The sequence below is a fragment of the Bacillus sp. LJBV19 genome (assembly GCF_017797845.1).
Taxonomy (GTDB): Bacteria; Bacillota; Bacilli; order Bacillales; family Bacillaceae; genus Bacillus; species Bacillus velezensis.
This window is the reverse complement of the sequence record NZ_CP072563.1, coordinates 3767098-3786048: the sequence shown is the minus strand read 5'-3', so window position 1 is coordinate 3786048 and position 18951 is coordinate 3767098. Positions and strand designations below refer to the sequence as shown.

Sequence of the window (18951 nt, the reverse complement as noted above, 5' to 3'; positions counted from 1 at the left end):
TATAATACTTCTTGTGTTTACAATTTAAGAGATTAAAGGAGTGAAGGGCATGATAAACAAGACGCGTCATCTCGCTTTCTTGGCTGCACTCGGCTTTGCGCTTTGTCTGGCCATCGTATGTTCCGTATCAAAGCAGGCAGAAGCGGCAGCGGCTTATCCGGATGTGATGCAGGGACTTACCGGATTCGCGGGAAATGCGAAGGACCATAACGGAAAAGCAAAATCCGCCGTATCGGGAGGCCAAGGCGGCCCCGTCGTCTACGTCAGCAATCTCAATGATCTGAAAAACAATGCGGGCGGAACGGACCGCAAAACCATCGTCATCACAAGTGATATTTCTTCCCCGGGTAAAGCCGTTGTGACAGTCGGCGCCAATAAAACCATCGTCGGCTCTTATACCAGCCACAGGCTGACCAACATCTATCTGACCACCGGCTCCGGCTCAAACAATGTGATTTTCAAAAATCTCATTATCAGCCATAGTGCCGCCATTACAGGCAACAACGACATTCCGATGTACATAGCGAACGGACAGAATTACTGGATTGACCACGTGTGGTTTGAAGGACACAGCTACAATCCGAACAGCCACAGCGATTTGGGAAAGCTTCTGTATGTCGGCGCCAAAGCGGATTTTGTGACGCTGTCTAACTCTAAATTCACAGACCATCTGTACGGCCTGATTCTCGGTTATCCGAATGATGATAACGAAGGACGCAATTATATCGGCTATCCGCATATGACGATCACCAACAACTATTTTAATAACGTCTATGTGCGTTCACCGGGCCTGATGAGATACGGCTATTTTCACGCGAAAAACAACTATGTAACCAATTTCAATTTAGGATTCACCATTCATACAAACGCGACTGTCTTCTCAGAAGCCAACTATTTCGGCAACGGAAATGAAAAAGGCGGAATGATAGACGACTACGGGACGGCCCAATTCACCGACACCGGTTCATTCCCGTCGCTCAAAGCCCCGAAATCACCGCGCACCGGATGGAATCCGAGATCAAATTACAGCTACGGCACCCTTTCAGCCCAGGACGCCAAAAACTTCGCCCAATCCTACGCGGGAGCGCAAAATACAAATCTCCGCTATCCATAATACGAAAAACCGCCGGCAGCCGGCGGTTTTTTTATATGAATAAAAGGTTCAAAATCCCTATAATCCTTAAAATAACCTTAAATACCTAGGAAAATATTGATAAACAATTTCAATAATATTACTATTGTTAAGCCTATATTACAAAAGAAGGAGGAGAACCTATGAAAATAGGAAAAAAGAACAAGTGGAAAAAATGGCTGGCCGGCACTCTTGCGGCCACGCTGATGATTTCCATTGCGCCTGCCGATGTGTTTGCGGCAGAAACGCGTGATAAACAAGTTCAAGCGAAAACCGCCGCCATTCCGGCCGCAGACCCGGAAAAAGATCTTCCGGCAGAAAAAGCATCTGAGCAGATGCCTTTTGATCAAAAAGATATCAATCAAGACGGTGAGATCACGTCTGAAAGAACTGAGAATTCAAAGCTTTACTATGAAGGCGAGGGTGTGTACAAACAGGAAATCTACACAGACCCCATTCATACGAAAGAAACCGCCAATGCGGACTGGGAAGACATTTCTCCTGAATTGAAAACCGGCTCAAAGGAAGTCGGAACGGAAAATACAGTGCTGAACTCCGATTTTCTGAAGCAAATGAAAAACGGATTATACGCTACATTTGAACACGATGATCATAAGCTCACATACTCATTAACCGGCGCAAAAGGCCCCGATCAGGCTGCAATTACTCCGACAGATGCCTCAGCAAAAGTAAGGGAAGACAGCAACGAGCTTACGTATCAGCAAGTGTTTCCTGCAATTGATTTACAAACCTACACATTTAACGAAAACATAAAAGAAGACCTTGTGCTTCACAAATATGAAGGCTACAATTCCTTCACCTTTCAAATCAAAACCGACCTGCAGGCTAAAGAACAGGAAGACGGCTCGATCGCGTTTTCTGATGATAAAGACAATGTCGTCTACACCGTGCCGAAGCCCTTTATGACCGACTCAGATCTCGACGAAAAGTCAGGTGAAGTCAACAGGTCAGAAGATGTCAGCTTCAAGCTTGAAAAAAACAGCGAAGGCTACTTGCTCCATGTAACGGCCGATGAAAAATGGCTGAAAGATCCCAAGCGGGTTTATCCGGTATCTATTGACCCTTCAACATCAGTATCTGTGTCATCCGATACCTTTGTCATGAGCGCGTACCCGACGACAAACTACTCTGCCGCATCGCAGAAATGGGATGCCGGATTGAAAGCGTACGTGCTGAAAACTGGATATTATGACGGCACAACCGGAACGAACTACGCTTTTATGAAGTTTGATAATCTAAAGCCGATCAAAAACATGACGGTGACGAAAGCGACGCTCAAAGCATACACAGCCCACTCCTATTACGGATCAAAGGCGACGGGGCTTTGGCTCGACACCGTTAACAGCAATTACGACAATGCCAAGATTACGTGGAAGAACAAGCCGGGCTCCAAAAACATCGGCAAAGCCGAGGTCTATAAAGGCCAATGGGCAAGCTTCGATGTCACCTCCGCAGTCAAGTCGTGGAATAGCGGCGGCGCCAATTACGGCTTTAAGCTTCACGCAAACGGCAACGGAAAAGAATATTGGAAGAAGCTGATGTCATCAGCAAACTCTGCTAAAAAACCATACATTGAAGTGACATACACGATTCCGAAGGCGGACACGCCGTCTGTCAAAGCGTATCATAACGGAGATTCGACAGGATTTTTCAATATCAGCTGGAAAAAAGCTGAAGGCGCCAAAAGCTATAAAGTCTGGCTTTATAACGGGAAAGAATATCAGGCCATTCCGGTCGGAAATGCAACCTCTTGGAGCACAAGAGGGAAAAAGATTTGGCCGACAAAAGCGGAAATCGACTCCGGCAAATATAAGCTGCATACAGACGGAAAAGGCGGAAGTGAATTAGCGCTTAATCCTTCGCCGGTCTATAAAAACTCCGGCGGCAGCTATCCGGCAAGTAAAAATTACTGGGTCGCGGTCAGCGCGGTGTTTGACCAGGGAGAAGGCGCCATGTCTGCGGCCGCCAAGCCCGTCATTCCGAATATTGGCAGAGTTCAGAAACCAAGTACGAAAGGCTTTAATAACAACAACGCCACAGGCTGGTTTGATCTTTCCTGGAAAGCCGTATCAGGCGCAGCCGGGTATAAAATGCAAGTCTTTAACGGCAAAAGCTTTGAAACGCTTGACCTCGGAAATAAAACATCCTGGTCCACAAAAGATCAAAATATCTGGCCGACAAAGGCGGAAATCAGCGCCGGAAAATATGCGCTTCACCTGAAAGACAAAAAAGGCGCGGAATTGCCGATCAACCCGGGCTCTGTTTATAAAAACGCCGGCGGAGATGCGAACCGGAAAACCTACGGATTTAAAGTCATTGCCTATAACAAAGACGGAGAAGCGATCGCCTCACCGGAAGCGAGTCCGGCGCTGCCTGATATCGCAAAGCCGAAAAATCTGACAGGCTACGTCTATACGAACACGAAATCGAGCCAAACGGGTTATGTCAATCTCATATGGGATAAAGTCAAAAACGCCAAAGGCTACAAAATCAACATCTACAACGGAAAAGACTATCAATCATTCGATGTCGGTGATACCGATCATTGGACGACCCAAAACAAACACATCTGGCCTTCAGCCGATGAAGTGAAAGCGGGAAGATTCCAGCTTCACACGGACGGAAAGGGCGGCGAACTGGCGCTTGACCCTTCACCTGTTTACGAAAACGCAAACGGCAATTACAAAGGGAAGAAGAACTATTCCTTTACGCTGACCGCCTATGACGCAAACGGTGACAGCATACCGACGGCACCTTTTAACCCTGTTTTCCATGAAGGTGCGGAATTCCTCGGAACGGAAGAATTCTGGTCTATTATCGACATTCCGGACGGACAGCTGAACGGCGCGACGGGAAATGTCATCGTCAATGAGGAAGATATGTCAATCGACGGACGCGGGCCGGGGCTCGGACTCTCCCGGACCTTCAACAGCCTTGACAGCTCTGACCATATGTTCGGCCAAGGCTGGTATGCCGATGCGGAAACGTCGATTCTTTCTGAAGACGGCAGAGCCGTTTATATTGATGAGGACGCGACAACACATGTCTTCACGAAAAAATCTGACGGCACGTATCAGCCGCCGACGGGTGTTTATCTCGAACTGACGGAAACAAGCGATCAATTTGTATTAAAAACAAAAGATCAGACGAACGCTTATTTCAGCAAAAAAGGCGGAAAGCTTCAAAAAATCGTTGACGGACACAACAACACAACCGTATACGAGTATAACGACAGCAATCAGCTGACCGCCATAACAGACGCATCAGGGCGCAAGCTGACATTTACCTATGATGAAAACGGCCATGTCACATCTCTTACAGGGCCGAAAAACAAAAAGATTTCGTATTCATATGACAAAGACCTTCTCAAAAAGGTGACGGATACTGACGGCAGCGTCACAAGCTATGACTACGATGACGAGGGGCGCCTCGTCAAGCAGTATTCCGCAAACAGCACGGATGACAAACCGCTGTTCACTGAATACCAATATAGCGGCCACCGTCTGGCCAAAGCCGTCAATGCGAAAAAAGAAACGTACGACTACAGCTATGACGCGGACAAAAAAACGCTGCTCATGACGCAGCCGAACGGCCGCAAAGTGCAGTACGGCTATAATGAGGCGGGCAACCCGATTCAAATGATCGATGATGCCGAAGGGCTGAAAATCACGACCAACACTGTATACGAAGGCAACAACGTCATTCAGGACACCGATCCGAACGACGCGGATGCGGGCAAAGCGACAGAAAGCTATCAATATGATAAAGACGGCAACGTCACAGCCGTAAAAGACAACTACGGCACCGAAACGTATCAGTACAACAAAAACAATGACGTAACGAAAATGAAGGACACCGAGGGGAACGTCACTGATATTGCGTACGACGGACTTGATGCCGTTTCTGAGACGGATCAAAGCGGAAAATCCTCATCCGCCGCCGTGTATGACAAGTATGGAAATCTCATTCAATCAAGCAAAGAGCTGGCAGCTTCGGCAAGCCTGCTGAAAGACGGCAGCTTTGAAGGAACAAAGCTGGGCTGGAATCTCACCGCTACGAGAGACAGCGGAAGTATTGCATCTGTAAAAGCAAGAAGCGGCGCGCTGTCCGGACAAAAAGCACTGGAGATCTCCTCACAATCCGCTTCAGCCGGAACAGAGCACGGCCATGCGTCCGCAACGCAGGAAGTGCAGCTTGAGCCGAATACGACGTATACACTCAGCGGCCAGATCAAAACGGATCTGACAAAGGCAAGAGCGTATTTCAACATTGATCTGCGTGACAAAGACCAAAAACGCATTCAATGGATTCACAATGAATCAGGCGCATTAGCCGGAAAGAATGACTGGACGAAACGGCAGATCACCTTTACAACACCGGCCAATGCAGGAAAAGCCATCGTCTATATGGAAGTGGATCATAACGACAAGGACGGCAAAGGAAAAGCGTGGTTTGATCAGGTTCAGCTGGAAAAAGGCGAAGTCTCTTCAAGCTATAACCCGGTGCAAAACAGCAGTTTCACGGCTAAAGCAGACGGATGGAGCACAAGCGGAGCCGCCGCTGACCTTGATGAAGGCTTCGATGATGACAGCTCATTAAAAGCGTCCCGCACAAATGCATCACAAGCCAATGCGGCCGCAAAACAAACCGTTACATTAGGCCAAAGCGCGGACGATAAGCCGGTATATATCACGCTGACAGGAATGTCCAAGGCTGACGGTGTAAAATTAACGAACGACAATGATTACGCTCTTCAGGCCGGCGTCACTTATGCGGACGGAACGACGGGCGTCTACACCGCCAAATTCCCGCAGGGGACCCAAGAATGGAACCGGGCAGCGGCAGTCATTCCGAAAACAAAGCCGATCAATAAAATCGAAATCAGCATTCTGTTCCAAAAAAGCGCCACAGGAACGGCGTGGTTTGATGATATCCGTTTAATCGAAGGAAGCATCCTGACGAAAAACACCTATGACGAAAAAGGAAACTACGTCACAAAAGAAGAAGACGAACTAGGGTATGCAAGCACTGCTTCATATGACGAGACTGGAAAGAAAATGTCTGAAACCGACGCGAAAGGCGAAACAACCGCCTACGAATACGAACAGGCCGACCAGCTGACAAAGCTGACCCTGTCAAACGGCACATCCATCCTTCACAGCTATGACAAGGAAGGAAATGAGCTGACAAAAACGATTCGGGCCGGCGCAGATCAGACCTATCAATATGAATATGACGTCATGGGCAAGCTCGTCAAAACAACCGACCCGCTCGGCAATGTACTGAAGAGTGAATATGACGCCAACAGCAACTTGACGAAAACCGTTTCCGCCAACGGAAATGAAGTGTCGCTGACCTATGACGGCACCGATCGGGTTAAGTCAAAAGCGTATAACGGCACTGAAAAATATAACTTTACCTATGACAAAAACGGCAATGAAACGTCTGTCACAAACAAAGAACAAAATATAACGAAAAAACGCACCTTTGACAACAAAAACCGCCTGACCGAATTAACCGACCGCGGCGGCAGCCAAAGCTGGACTTATCCGGCTGATTCGGATAAGCTGAAAACTTTCTCATGGAGCCAGGGCGGCCAAAAAGGAACAAACAGCTTTACGTACAACAAACTTGATCAAATGATTGAAATGAAAGACGGCACTTCAGCCTATACATTTGATTATGATGAAAACGGCAATGTCCAGACATTCATCAGCGGCAATGAAGTCGGCACGAGTTTTTCATATGATGAGCGGAATCTCGTCAGCTCTCTTCATACCGGAACGAAAAACGGCGGCAGCATCTTCCGGGAAAGCTATGAATATGACGCCAACGGCAACCGCACGGTCATCGACAGCTCAGCGGGCGGAAAGGTGCAGTACGAATACGGCAAGCTCAACCAGCTCGTCAAAGAAACACATGAAGACGGCACCGTCATTCAATATACGTACGACGGCTTCGGCAACCGGACAAACGTCACCGCCACAAAGGACGGCGCAAGCAAATCAGTCAACGCTTCCTTCAACATCATGAACCAGCTGACGAAGGTGAATGACGAAGACCTGTCCTATGATAAAAACGGCAACCGCACATCGGACGGCAAATACACATATACGTGGGACGCAGAAGACAACCTGACCGCCGTCACGAAAAAAGGCGAAGACAAGCCGTTCGCAACATACAAATACGATGAAAAAGGAAACAGAATCCAAAAAACCGTCAACGGAAAAGTTACGAACTACTTCTACGACGGAGACAGCCTGAACGTCCTGTATGAAACAGACGCAGACAACAACGTCACAAAATCATACACGTACGGTGACAGCGGCCAGCTGTTATCCTATACAGAGAACGGCAAGAAATATTTCTATCACTACAACGCACACGGCGACGTCATCGCCATCTCAGACAGCACCGGAAAAACCGTTGCCAAATATCAGTACGATGCGTGGGGAAATCCGACAAAAACCGAAGCAAGCGACGAAGTAAAAGACAACCGCTACCGCTACGCAGGCTACCAATACGACGAAGAAACCGGCCTGTACTATCTCATGGCCCGCTACTACGAGCCAAGAAACGGTGTATTCTTATCACTAGACCCAGACCCGGGAAGTGATGGGGATTCATTGGATCAGAATGGATATACTTATGGAAACAACAACCCAGTGATGAATGTTGATCCAGACGGGCATTGGGTGTGGCTTGTGGTAAATGCCGGATTTGCAGCCTATGATGGATATAAGGCATATAAATCAGGTAAAGGATGGAGAGGTGCAGCCTGGGCAGCGGCTTCGAACTTTGGTCCTGGGAAGTTATTTAAGGGTGCTAAAAGGGTTTATAGGTTTGCAAAAACAGCAGGCAGACAAGGAAAACAAGCTAAGTTAAAATCTTTATTAAAGGATCATAAACAGCCTAGGCATGTTAGAGGGTGGATAAAAAATGAAATTAGACATAAGAAATACAAAAACAGAAAATCGATACGTGTTCCAAAAGGGTATGAACTAGCTCACAAACGTGGTTACGAGGCAAGAAAAGGTGCGAGCTACAAGCATTCTGATTTACAAGTAATAAGAAATCATAGGTTACAGCATTTTCATGATGGTTATGGTAAAGGAAGAAAAAATAAAAATACCCGATGGAAATATAGAGGATAATAAGGAGAATAAAAAAATGAACGAAAAAGAACTTGAAATGACATTAAAGTTGGATCCCAATAAAAGGTATCGTTATTTTATTAAGAAAGTTGCTGACTATGAAGAAGTCTGGTCATTGAGTAATGATAGAGGGTGGGTTACATCTGAAGACGACAATGGGAAAATACAACTTCATTTTTGGCCAACAAAAGAGCATGCAAAGTATTGTGCAATTGAGAAGTGGAAGGATACAAATCCGGAATCAATTAGTTTAGAGGATTTTGTAGAGAATTGGCTTCCTGGTATGCTTGAGGATAATGTCGGTATATCCATTTTTTATAATAATACTGATTCAATTTCAATACCGATTCCTCAGGTTTTTTCTGATATCGAGGATGAATTAGAAAACTATTAATAACTAAAAACTTTTTAAGAGAGACAATTTTCTGTCTCTCTTAATTTAAATTCCTGTGAAAGAGTTTTTCTTTTGACAACAAAAAAAGAAATTTTGATTGTTTTTGAATAGCTGAATCTAATGTAAAGAATATTGGTTACTGGCTATTCAATGCTTTCAAATAGATGCTAAAGGACCTTTTCTAGATCTTCATCTCTACAGTAACTGTTTAACAGATAAATACAAATCGATAATAATTGATGACTTCGCCCTGAAGACTGAAGCAGGTGAGAAAGTAACATATGGTGAAAGCGATTTTCAACAATTAGGAAATGCAGTGGAAATTGAATTTGAAGAGACTCGTTATTTTGTGAAGGTTCAGCAACGAAATGAATTCCAAAATCATACGAAGAGAGGGCTTGGAAAACTTATTTCAGGAATTTGTTTGAGGATGCTTCTTTTAGAGAGGCGCTTTGGATAAAACCAAAAAACCATTAAATATACTGGATCTAAAAAGCGAAGCAGATGAAGTATTCGAGACAGAGGATTGGGAATATCCCGATTATCTGACAGATCCAAGTCAACTAATTTCTTTTCAATCATTTGCGCAATATCTTGAAAAAGGCGCAGGTTCAGTTGATTTAGGTGATAATAACTGGAGGGAGTGGGAGGATTACGATATTGAGTAGTTGATGAAGGCAACCTTTTTAACCTCTGCGCGTACAGAATTTAAACACGACATTTCAGGATATGAGCGGTATGAAATAGAAAAGAAAGAAGGCCGTTCTATTGGGATATTGGGAAGAAGAATATAAAAACAAGAAAGTTTTACTTAGTGATGAAGGCTTAGATATATGTTTTGATGCTGTAGAAAAATTTTGTGAATTATATAAGAGAGAGCTGGATAGAGAACCGATATTAGAAGAATTCTTAGCAACTTTAGTTACAGTAATGAATACAAATGGAGATTCTTCGTTCACAGAGTTAGTTGATAAGCGAATAGTAGAAATAAAGCCAACGACCAGGAAAGTGAAACCAATAGCTAAAGTAATACCGGGAGCTGTTATTCAAATACCTTTGGATAAGATAGGGAAGTATACTTATGCTTGGGTCATTGAAGGTGATCTATCAAAAAGTAAAGACGATGACATTCTTATTCAGTATTATAATATTTTCACTGAAAATACACTTAGCAGAGAAGAAATCATTCGTCTAATGAAAGAAGAAAATAAGAAAATATTTGCGGCTAATACTGGGCACACAGGTTTTCTGCAAGGAGATTGGAAAGTAATATCCAAGATGCCTCAAGAGATAATAGAGAAAAACAGTCATTCTCAATAAAATTTGTTTTATATGAAGAAGGTAAATATCTCATAAGTGAAGGCGATTCATTTGCATCAGAAGATGAATTAGCAGAGGCAGATGAGAAAACGGGCAAGGACATCCCTAACCCATTAGGTATATTTGGACATTCGGCTGTAGAATCTATTCTCTATAAATATTTTGAAGGAATGTCAATGGAAGAAATCATAAAGAATGAATTGTAAAAGACTGATTCCTTACATTCTTGAAATTAATGTTAGAGGATACTTACTGTACAGAAACTGACAGTAGTAAGTGTTTTGAGTGCTGAACGAGGCATAACATGAAAAAAATCAACCTGAATTCTATTACACAGAAAGAGATACTACAAATAGAAAAACAATTTGAACGAATCGCATTAAACAAAATAAGAAACAATCAAGAAAAGTTTAGAAAAATGGGATTGGAAATTGAAGCTGCTTTTGGAAGAGTCGGAGACGAAAAAGTAATAGGAAACGAAGTACAGCCCTCAGATTGTTTTGAGAATACCTATAATTCATTGGTGTTTTTTTCTGCAGCTTATGTGGATGGCGCAGGCTTTCACGATAATGAAGTCGGCTATTGTGTAGACCACCTAGATATATGGATTTGTGAAAGAAGGTTGTTTTCGGGGAAAGTGGGATATTTATCAGATCTAGAAAGTGATGAAGAAATCGCAAAAGAAATTCAAAACAGGATAGATGAATTGTACTTAGAAGCGGCAGAAATGATTGAAATGTTAAATGAATCCTAGTCTATTAATGTGAAGAGAGGTTCCCGGCCTCTCTTTTCACCCAAAACGAGGAGGCAGCATGGCTAAAATTAGAGATGATTGTCTGGAACTTGACATAACACCGAGAAGGTATCAAGAGGCGGAGGATAATCCTTTAATCTCAACAATGTTTGAACTGTTAGAACATAATAAAGTAATCGCCCGCGATTACTCCGCCGCTTTATTAGAAAGTGAATATAAAATGCTGATATCAGGGATTGAAGCATTATTAGCAGGGAATCAAGATAGGATACGTTTAGAAACAATTGAACCATTTTTTATTTTGAGTATTGATAAAGAAAACGAATATTACAGTTTTATAATTAGGTTTGTGGAAAATCATTCAAATACAACTTTCTATAAATTGAACTGTAATGAAGAAAAGCTAGAATTTTTCGTGAAGACTTTAAAATCAGATCTCAAAGACACAAAAAATCCTCCAAAACGTCCTTAGGGAGATAAACAATGTACAAAACAATAATTGATTGGGTTGATTATATAGATGAGGGGTGCGCTGTCCTTCATTTTGATTTTAATGTGTTTAAAAAAGAACTTTCACTTGATATTAAGGTTTTTGAAAAAGAAAGTGAATATACACATAAAATATTATTTCAAAATGTAGCATCTGTTTATTTTAGCGCAGATATTGGTGATATGAGATTAGAAAAAATAGATCCCGAAGAATACAATTGGCAAGTATTTGAGATGAGTTATCACCCGGAAGGAATCGGAAATCTATCAAATTCTGTAATTCCGGAGTATCAATCAAATGCTAACTTTCTCATTGACATGAACAGAATGCTGATTGCTGTAGAAGCTGAAACCGTTCACTTTGATGATCAATCATTTTATGCGTATCATTCGAAATCATAAATAAACAAATAAGAGAGGTTCCCAGCCTCTTTTCTTAAAGGACAGAAACCAAACCGTGGATCTGCAGCAAATACATTTATACGTTGGAAACCGTTTATTCCACACAGAATATGGCTGTGAGCTTGCGTATAAACCGCCGAAAATAAGAGGTACAAGATGCATCCCTTTTTTATAAAGAACACAAAGGAATCGGCAGTCTTTCAATCTCAGATATATTCCTTATTTCATGAAGACAAAACGTTGCCCGAACAAGTATTTAAACAACAAAAACATTATTATCTATTCGAGGAATTCCACTGGGTCTTGTCTGAAGAAGGCTGGATGATGCTCAAAAGTTTGGCGCATCATCATCACGATGAATTTATCTTAATGGCCGTTCTGGAACACTCGGATGATATGAATCGGTTTTACGGGGAATTCGGATATTTTAACTGGTTAAAGATCCCTTTGCATATAGCTGCAGATGAATATCTTTCAATCTTAACTGATTATCCAAAGCACAGTAAAAATGACTGTATATTGAACATGGCATCTCGTGTTGTTTGGGCTTCACCGACTTTCAAGTGGGCGATTTACGGAGAGAGGGAATTTGAAATTTGTATTTTAGGCATTGATCAGGAGATTGCGGGAAAAACGTTAGAATCATGGAGGCTGTTAGATGATCATGTTTTAGACTGGATATCAGTTGTATTCCCGAATCAGATCGTTCCGGATGAATTTCAAAAAAAGCTCGCCGCTCATTATAAATACAAGGGGCAATGACATGAAAATAAAAATGAACAAGCTACATGACGAACCAGTAAAAGGATGTTTCATCCATTTTGATGACCGTGGGCGTCTGTATCTCGGACGGCATCAGAATGGCAGTCTTTCGTTTACGATCACGGAGGAATCCGGCGACACCCGAGAGGTTCATATCGATGAACAAATTCCGTGTGAGGATATTATGCTGTTTCAACAGAGTTCGGATGACAGGTATGTGCTGATTTTCTTTGAATCGCATGAGTATAAAGTGAAAGTATTTTCAACAGATGGAAAAGAACAAAGTGTATTTTCTCTGCCTTCAGGGGCTTCATGCAGTCTTCTGGATGAGAAACAAAACCTATGGATCGGTTTAAGTGATGAAGGCATTTATGATGATGAAAACTCAAATGGTCAAAGTGTGCTGTGCTTCACTTTAGACGGGCAATTAAAGGAAACGCATATTGATCAACAGCTTTCAGAAATATATGCGCCCGTTGTAGATGACTGCTATGCGCTTGCAGAAAAAAACGGACTGATCTACATGCTGTATTACTCATATAAAGTCATTGCTGCGTTTGATGAAACCGACGTGAAACGAGTGTGGATTATTTCTGATCAAGCATGTTCAGGGATATATGACCAGCTTGCGATTTCAGATGACGGGTTTTGGATATGCAAAGATGATCATTCACTGTCCCTCATTCCGGCTGATGTCAGTCTGCCGATGCAAGAGATAACGTGCTGTGATGCGGATGGCGATGAGCTTTCCGGGCATCAGCTGAAGCTGACTGGCAATGCCATTTACGCGGTCTCGAATTCAGGGATTTATAAGCGGGATATCAGTAATGGGAAAGCGGCTAAATGAGATGTTAAGATCCAACAGATATTCTTTAAATAATGACGTCATCCGAAACCTGAAATTGTACAAAAAAGAATTAGAGGGGCCGCTGCCTTCAGATACAGGGAGATTCGAAGAAGAATTAGAGGGTGCTGCCTGTGCTGGAGATTTTTATGAATACTTCGCACTTGTCTGCGGCGGCTTAGATTTTGTGTTGGCGAATAAACAAATGCCTGCACGGCAGCGTAAAGCCTTATATAAATCCTTTTTTGAGCTGTATTCGCAATATGCGCAGCTGAAAAACGCTTTAACAGATTATCCGGAGCTCAGCCGGGAAATCGGGCGGCACGAACGGGCCAGGAGGCTGTTAGTCAGCATTTTAAACAAGAAATGAAAGGCAGGCTTCTAACGTGAAAGAACCCACAAGAGCAGAATGTCTGAAGAAGGCTGGTCTGATCCTGAACGGTCAAGCGGCGAGGGAAGAAGTGTCGGATTGGGCGTGCGAGTACGTGGCTGCAGATGATCCGGCGGTTGAGGACGAAACCGTTTGGGAGATGCTCGTATATTTGAGCGGGTTTGATCTGAAAGATTCGCCTGATTCGTATCTGCATACGTTAGAAGAATGAAGAGATTGGATGCAGACATATAAGAGAAATTCATGGGGGTTTGTAAAGAAAATTCATTTGAGTCAGACATGCTTAATTCAGCTGAAAAAAAGGAGGCATAAAATGGAGTGGCACAAACATGAGAAAGCAGTTCTACTGAGGCTGGATGATCTTGAAAGCATCACCGACATCCATCTGGATATCAGCCCGGTCGACGGCGGCTGGGAATCGATCCGCTACTATGTCGATGGCGGGGAAGGAAGCATGAGCTTTTATTGCGCCAAATGGGTCGTGCTTGACATGAAGAAAAAGCAGTCCCCCGAATGGCCCGGCAAAACGTCAGGGTAAAGCGTCGGCATTTCGCGTATAATGAGGGGAGCCGGACAGAGAAGGAGTTTAGTCATGAATGAGTTTAATGAATATGCGATCAGCCCCGAGATCCGACGGGCGCTGAATGGCTTGCAATACACCGAGCCGACTGAAGTGCAGCGGCGCGTCATCCCCGCCGCGCTGCAAAAAAAAGACCTCGTCGTCAAATCACAGACGGGCAGCGGCAAAACCGCGGCTTTCGGCATTCCGATCTGTGAGCTTGCGGAATGGGAGGAAAACAAACCGCAGGCGCTGATTTTAACGCCGACCCGCGAGCTTGCGGCGCAGATTAAAGAAGATATCACGAATATCGGCCGTTTCAAACGGATAAAAGCCACGGCGGTTTTCGGAAAAGCTTCTTTTGACAAACAGAAAACCGAACTGAAGCAAAAAAGCCACGTCGTTGCCGGAACGCCGGGGCGTGTGCTTGATCATATAGAGAAAGGGACGCTGCCGCTTGAACGGCTGGCGTATGTGGTGATTGACGAAGCGGATGAAATGCTGAATATGGGATTTATTGAACAGGTGGAAGCCATCATTCAGCATCTGCCGAAAAACAGAGTCACCATGCTGTTTTCAGCGACGCTGCCGGATGACGTCGAGAAGCTGAGCCGCACATATATGAAAGACCCTGAATTGATTGAAGTAAAAGCGGAAGGCCTGACGACAAAAGACATTGAGCATTTTGTCACCAGAACAGAAGAAGAGGATAAATCATCATTGCTGCGTGATGTCCTGATCACCGAAAACCCGGACAGCTGCATCATATTCTGCCGGACAAAAGAAAGAGTCATCCAGTTAACCGATGAGCTGGACAGGCTGGGCTACCCTTGCGATAAAATTCACGGCGGAATGGTGCAGGAAGACCGCTTTGACGTCATGAATGAATTCAAGCGCGGCGAGTTCCGCTATCTCATTGCGACCGACGTTGCCGCCAGAGGAATTGATATTGAAAACATCAGCCTCGTTATCAATTATGATATTCCGCTTGAAAAAGAAAGCTATGTGCACCGCACCGGCAGAACGGGCCGCGCCGGACACCGCGGACGGGCCGTCACGTTTGTGACACCGTCTGAATCGCGGTTTCTGAATGACATTGAGACATATATCGGTTTCCGCATCCAGAAGCGGGAGGCGCCGTCTGAGAAAGAAACAGCGGAACGGAAAGCGGCTTTTGCGGAAAAATTGAACGCCCGCCCCGATGTCAAAACAGACAAAAGCGAACAGTTAAACAAAGACATCATGAAGCTGTACTTTAACGGCGGGAAAAAGAAAAAACTCAGAGCGGTCGATTTTGTCGGAACAATTGCGAAAATCGACGGCGTTTCAGCTGATGATATCGGGATTATCACGATTCTGGACAACGCATCGTACGTCGAAATTCTGAACGGCAAAGGCCCGCACGTTCTTGACATCATGAAAAATACGACGGTCAAAGGCAAAAAACTGAAAGTCCATAAAGCCAAGAAATAAAAAAGAAAGCCTGCCGCGTGCAGGCTTTTTTTACGCCGTCTCCTCGGGGACGAACGCAAGGATGCCAATCCCGATTACAAACAAAATGATCAGGCTGAACACGGCGGCTGACGAATTTCCGGTCAGCTGGGCGGTGACGGCAATCAAAAGCGGTCCGATAATCGAAGCGAACTTGCCGAAAATATTATAAAAGCCGAAAAACTCATTGGCGTTCTGTTTGGGGACAAGCTTGGCAAAGTAAGAGCGGCTCAGCGCCTGAATACCTCCTTGGGAAGTGGCGACAAGCATAGCCAAAACCCAGAAATCAAAAGCGGAATCCATAAAATAAGCGTACGTGCAGACAATCATATACACGCCGATTCCGGCATAAAGCATCGTTTTTCCTTTAAACCGTTCGGCCAGCCGTCCGTACAAAATCGAAAAAGGCGCGGCGACGACCTGTGTGACAAATAAAACAATCAGCAGATTTGCCGCGCTGATGCCGAGGTCAGCCCCGTATGACGTGGACATCGTAATGATGGTGCCGACCCCGTCGATGTAGAAGAAATAGGCGAGTAGAAACAAAAACAGCGCCCGGTGCTTCCTGATCTGCTTCAGCGTGCCGGCCAGCCGTATAAAACTGCTGAGTACAAGCCGCGGCTCCCTCTCGATATAATAGCGCTGGCGGACGCGGAGAAGGAGCGGGATCGAAAACAGCCCCCACCATGCCGCCGTAATCAAAAAGGCAATGCGGCCGGCAGCCTGGGCGGACAGCGGAATCACCTCCGCTTGTGCTGAAAGAATGACGGCAATGCTGAGGAGAAAAGGGATCGTGCTGCCGATATAGCCCAGTCCAAATCCCCTGGCGGACACCATATTCATCCGCTCCTTTGCGGCCACATCAACGAGAAACGCATCATAAAACACATTAGACCCGGCAAAGCCGATCGTGGAAATCGTATAACAAATTAATAACAGCATCCAAGATTCGCCGGGAATCAAAGCCAGCGCGGCTGTGCCCGCCACACCGATCAGAAGAAAGAAGGCAAAAAACCGTTTCTTGCATCCTTTGTAGTCGGCAATCGTTCCTAAGACGGGGCCGAGCATCGCCAAAATAAAAGTCGCGGCGGCAATCGTATAGCCCAAATAAGCGGTAGAATCAGCCGCGCTGACACCGTTTTCCGCCGCCGCGGCTTTAAAAAACAAGGGGAACACCGCCGTCATAATAATGACCGAATAAGCTGAATTGGCCCAATCATACAGCATCCAGCTGCTTTCTTCTTTCGAAAACCGTTTCATCACACACGCTCCTTCCCAAAAACCGGTTCTCTGCATTATATGCGCCTCATCCGCATCGTTGGACAAAGATTTCTGAACGGCGTTTTCTGATTGACATGGAGATATTGACCTAGTTCAAAAAGGATGTACAATCAAGGTGTAGCAGGTAAATGGTCAGGCGGGAGGGAGACAGAATTGAAGATTGCGAAAGTCATTAATAATAATGTCGTCAGTGTGCTCAAAGAAGGCAATCAGGAATTGGTCATCATGGGCCGGGGCATTGCTTTTCAAAAGAAAACGGGAGACACGGTAGATGAAGCCCGCATTGAGAAAGTGTTCATGCTCGATAACAAAGATGTATCCGAAAAGTTCAAAACCCTTTTGTATGATATCCCGATCGAATGTATGGAAGTATCCGAAGAGATTATCAGCTATGCGAAATTACAGCTCGGCAAAAAGCTCAATGACAGCATCTATGTGTCGCTGACCGACCATATTAACTTTGCCATCCAGCGCAACCGAAAAGGGCTTGATATCAAAAATGCCTTACTGTGGGAAACGAAACGGCTGTACAAAGACGAATTTGCAATCGGCAAACAAGCGTTGGCCATGGTAAAAAACAAGACTGGCGTGTCTCTGCCGGAGGATGAAGCAGGCTTTATTGCGCTGCATATTGTCAATGCCGAGCTGAATGAAGAGATGCCCAATATCATCAACATTACAAAAGTCATGCAAGAGATTTTGAGTATCGTAAAATACCATTTTAAGATTGACTTCAACGAGGAATCACTTCACTATTATCGGTTTGTCACCCACTTAAAGTTTTTCGCGCAGCGTCTATTTAACGGCACACATATGGAAAGCCAGGACGATTTTTTGCTGAAGTCAGTGAAAGAAAAATACCATCGGGCGTATGAATGCACGAAGAAAATCCAAACATGCATTGAGAGGGCGTATGAACACAAGCTCACCAGTGACGAGCTGCTGTATTTAACGATTCACATAGAAAGGGTAGTCAAATAAGCATAATGAAAGCGTTGGCATTTTTTTCTTCATTCACATATGATCTTGTTAGGATTGTTACTGATAAGCAGGCAAAACCTAAATTACAATGAGCGCTGATCATTTCTGTTTGCGCTGATGGTAATTTAGGTTTTTTTAAGATTCATTATTATCATTATTCTGACCGATGTCCCCTTTTAACAGAATCATGTATGATCGATAAAGAAATCGCTTTCAAAGAAAGGGGAATGCCGACATGTTTTATCGTATGAAACGAGTGCTGCTGCTTCTTGTCACTGGATTGTTTTTGAGTTTGTGTGCCATCACTTCTACTGCATCAGCTCAAACAGGCGGATCGTTTTTTGAACCTTTTAACAGCTATAACTCCGGATTATGGCAAAAAGCAAATGGTTACTCCAATGGAGATATGTTCAACTGCACATGGCGTGCAAATAATGTATCCATGACGTCATCAGGTGAAATGCGTTTGGCGCTGACAAGCCCGTCTTATAACAAGTTTGACTGCGGGGAGAACCGCTCCGTTCAAACCTATGGCTATGGACTTTATGAAGTCAGAATGAAACCGGCTAAAAACACAGGGATCGTTTCATCGTTCTTCACTTATACAGGTCCAACGGATGGAACTCCTTGGGATGAGATTGATATCGAATTTTTAGGAAAAGACACGACAAAGGTTCAATTTAATTATTATACAAATGGCGCGGGAAACCATGAGAAGGTTGCGGATCTCGGATTTGACGCGGCCAATGCCTATCATACGTATGCGTTCGATTGGCAGCCAAACTCTATTAAATGGTATGTCGATGGGCAATTAAAACATACTGCGACAAGCCAAATCCCGACAACACCGGGAAAGATCATGATGAACTTGTGGAATGGGATAGGTGTCGATGACTGGCTCGGTTCCTACAATGGTGTAAATCCGCTATACGCTCATTATGACTGGGTGCGCTATACAAAAAAATAATGTACAGAA

18 protein-coding genes are annotated in these 18951 nt (G+C 44.3%); 17 read left to right on the top strand and 1 reads right to left on the bottom strand.

The window, feature by feature from the left end; all coding sequences use genetic code 11:
* Positions 1-49 precede the first annotated feature (49 nt).
* From J6600_RS18510 to J6600_RS18445, 15 genes are all read left to right on the top strand, one after another.
* The gene (locus J6600_RS18510; RefSeq protein ID WP_014419260.1) at positions 50-1114 is read left to right on the top strand and encodes a polysaccharide lyase family 1 protein; all 1065 of its coding nucleotides are present in this window, start codon (positions 50-52) and stop codon (positions 1112-1114) included.
* 161 nt (positions 1115-1275) lie between these two features.
* The gene (locus J6600_RS18505) at positions 1276-8307 is read left to right on the top strand and encodes a DNRLRE domain-containing protein (RefSeq protein ID WP_209387745.1); all 7032 of its coding nucleotides are present in this window, start codon (positions 1276-1278) and stop codon (positions 8305-8307) included.
* Between the two features lie 16 nt (positions 8308-8323).
* Positions 8324-8701: a DUF2750 domain-containing protein gene (locus J6600_RS18500; protein WP_043867560.1), complete on the top strand. Its 378-nt coding sequence runs from the start codon at positions 8324-8326 to the stop codon at positions 8699-8701.
* 452 nt (positions 8702-9153) lie between these two features.
* Entirely contained in the window at positions 9154-9369 is a 216-nt protein-coding gene (locus J6600_RS18495; protein WP_048367823.1) for a hypothetical protein, read from the top strand.
* Positions 9370-9469: 100 nt separating this feature from the next.
* A complete protein-coding gene (locus J6600_RS18490) occupies positions 9470-10021 on the top strand; it encodes an Imm26 family immunity protein (protein WP_245207593.1) in 552 nt (183 codons plus the stop codon).
* The gene (locus J6600_RS19640; protein WP_228092438.1) at positions 9961-10227 is read left to right on the top strand and encodes a hypothetical protein; all 267 of its coding nucleotides are present in this window, start codon (positions 9961-9963) and stop codon (positions 10225-10227) included. Before J6600_RS18490 ends, J6600_RS19640 begins: the two co-directional genes overlap by 61 nt.
* A 98-nt stretch (positions 10228-10325) precedes the next feature.
* Positions 10326-10775: a hypothetical protein gene (locus J6600_RS18485; RefSeq protein ID WP_095271171.1), complete on the top strand. Its 450-nt coding sequence runs from the start codon at positions 10326-10328 to the stop codon at positions 10773-10775.
* Positions 10776-10833: 58 nt separating this feature from the next.
* Positions 10834-11247 (top strand): WapI family immunity protein, encoded by a 414-nt coding sequence (locus tag J6600_RS18480; RefSeq protein WP_106067791.1) that lies wholly within the window; start codon positions 10834-10836, stop codon positions 11245-11247.
* A gap of 11 nt (positions 11248-11258) precedes the next feature.
* Positions 11259-11666: a YxiG family protein gene (locus J6600_RS18475; protein ID WP_017418577.1), complete on the top strand. Its 408-nt coding sequence runs from the start codon at positions 11259-11261 to the stop codon at positions 11664-11666.
* A gap of 156 nt (positions 11667-11822) precedes the next feature.
* Positions 11823-12428 carry a hypothetical protein gene (locus J6600_RS18470; protein WP_209387744.1) on the top strand — a complete coding sequence of 202 codons (606 nt, stop codon included), beginning with the start codon at positions 11823-11825 and terminating at the stop codon, positions 12426-12428.
* A gap of 1 nt (position 12429) precedes the next feature.
* Positions 12430-13275 (top strand): DNA-binding protein, encoded by an 846-nt coding sequence (locus J6600_RS18465; RefSeq protein WP_209387743.1) that lies wholly within the window; start codon positions 12430-12432, stop codon positions 13273-13275.
* A 1-nt stretch (position 13276) separates the two neighbouring features.
* The gene (locus tag J6600_RS18460) at positions 13277-13642 is read left to right on the top strand and encodes a YxiJ family protein (protein ID WP_209387742.1); all 366 of its coding nucleotides are present in this window, start codon (positions 13277-13279) and stop codon (positions 13640-13642) included.
* A 16-nt stretch (positions 13643-13658) separates the two neighbouring features.
* Positions 13659-13874 carry a DNA-binding protein gene (locus J6600_RS18455; protein WP_209387741.1) on the top strand — a complete coding sequence of 72 codons (216 nt, stop codon included), beginning with the start codon at positions 13659-13661 and terminating at the stop codon, positions 13872-13874.
* A gap of 102 nt (positions 13875-13976) precedes the next feature.
* Complete coding sequence (locus J6600_RS18450; RefSeq protein WP_209387740.1) at positions 13977-14201, top strand: hypothetical protein; 225 nt, start codon at positions 13977-13979, stop codon at positions 14199-14201.
* 54 nt (positions 14202-14255) lie between these two features.
* A complete protein-coding gene (locus J6600_RS18445) occupies positions 14256-15695 on the top strand; it encodes a DEAD/DEAH box helicase (protein WP_017418583.1) in 1440 nt (479 codons plus the stop codon).
* Between the two features lie 30 nt (positions 15696-15725).
* Here the strand turns inward: J6600_RS18445 and J6600_RS18440 are convergent, their stop codons facing one another.
* The gene (locus J6600_RS18440) at positions 15726-16976 is read right to left on the bottom strand and encodes an MFS transporter (protein WP_172869697.1); all 1251 of its coding nucleotides are present in this window, start codon (positions 16974-16976) and stop codon (positions 15726-15728) included.
* A gap of 171 nt (positions 16977-17147) precedes the next feature.
* Between J6600_RS18440 and licT the strand changes: the two genes are divergently transcribed.
* Together licT and bglS are read left to right on the top strand one after the other, a co-directional pair.
* A complete protein-coding gene (licT, locus tag J6600_RS18435; RefSeq protein WP_209387739.1) occupies positions 17148-17975 on the top strand; it encodes a BglG family transcription antiterminator LicT in 828 nt (275 codons plus the stop codon).
* 235 nt (positions 17976-18210) lie between these two features.
* Complete coding sequence (gene bglS, locus J6600_RS18430; RefSeq protein ID WP_017418586.1) at positions 18211-18942, top strand: beta-glucanase; 732 nt, start codon at positions 18211-18213, stop codon at positions 18940-18942.
* Positions 18943-18951: the final 9 nt, after the last annotated feature.

Excerpts from the sequence above, each read along its gene's own strand:
- J6600_RS18470 (WP_209387744.1), top strand. The coding sequence starts at position 11,823 with ATGCATCCCTTTTTTATAAAGAACACAAAGGAATCGGCAGTCTTTCAA.
- J6600_RS18450 (WP_209387740.1), top strand. The coding sequence starts at position 13,977 with ATGGAGTGGCACAAACATGAGAAAGCAGTTCTACTGAGGCTGGATGAT.
- J6600_RS18465 (WP_209387743.1), top strand. The coding sequence starts at position 12,430 with ATGAAAATAAAAATGAACAAGCTACATGACGAACCAGTAAAAGGATGT.
- J6600_RS18460 (WP_209387742.1), top strand. The coding sequence starts at position 13,277 with ATGTTAAGATCCAACAGATATTCTTTAAATAATGACGTCATCCGAAAC.
- J6600_RS18480 (WP_106067791.1), top strand. The coding sequence starts at position 10,834 with ATGGCTAAAATTAGAGATGATTGTCTGGAACTTGACATAACACCGAGA.
- J6600_RS18500 (WP_043867560.1), top strand. The coding sequence starts at position 8,324 with ATGAACGAAAAAGAACTTGAAATGACATTAAAGTTGGATCCCAATAAA.
- J6600_RS18445 (WP_017418583.1), top strand. The coding sequence starts at position 14,256 with ATGAATGAGTTTAATGAATATGCGATCAGCCCCGAGATCCGACGGGCG.
- J6600_RS18475 (WP_017418577.1), top strand. The coding sequence starts at position 11,259 with ATGTACAAAACAATAATTGATTGGGTTGATTATATAGATGAGGGGTGC.
- bglS (WP_017418586.1), top strand. The coding sequence starts at position 18,211 with ATGTTTTATCGTATGAAACGAGTGCTGCTGCTTCTTGTCACTGGATTG.
- J6600_RS18505 (WP_209387745.1), top strand. The coding sequence starts at position 1,276 with ATGAAAATAGGAAAAAAGAACAAGTGGAAAAAATGGCTGGCCGGCACT.
- J6600_RS18510 (WP_014419260.1), top strand. The coding sequence starts at position 50 with ATGATAAACAAGACGCGTCATCTCGCTTTCTTGGCTGCACTCGGCTTT.
- J6600_RS18485 (WP_095271171.1), top strand. The coding sequence starts at position 10,326 with ATGAAAAAAATCAACCTGAATTCTATTACACAGAAAGAGATACTACAA.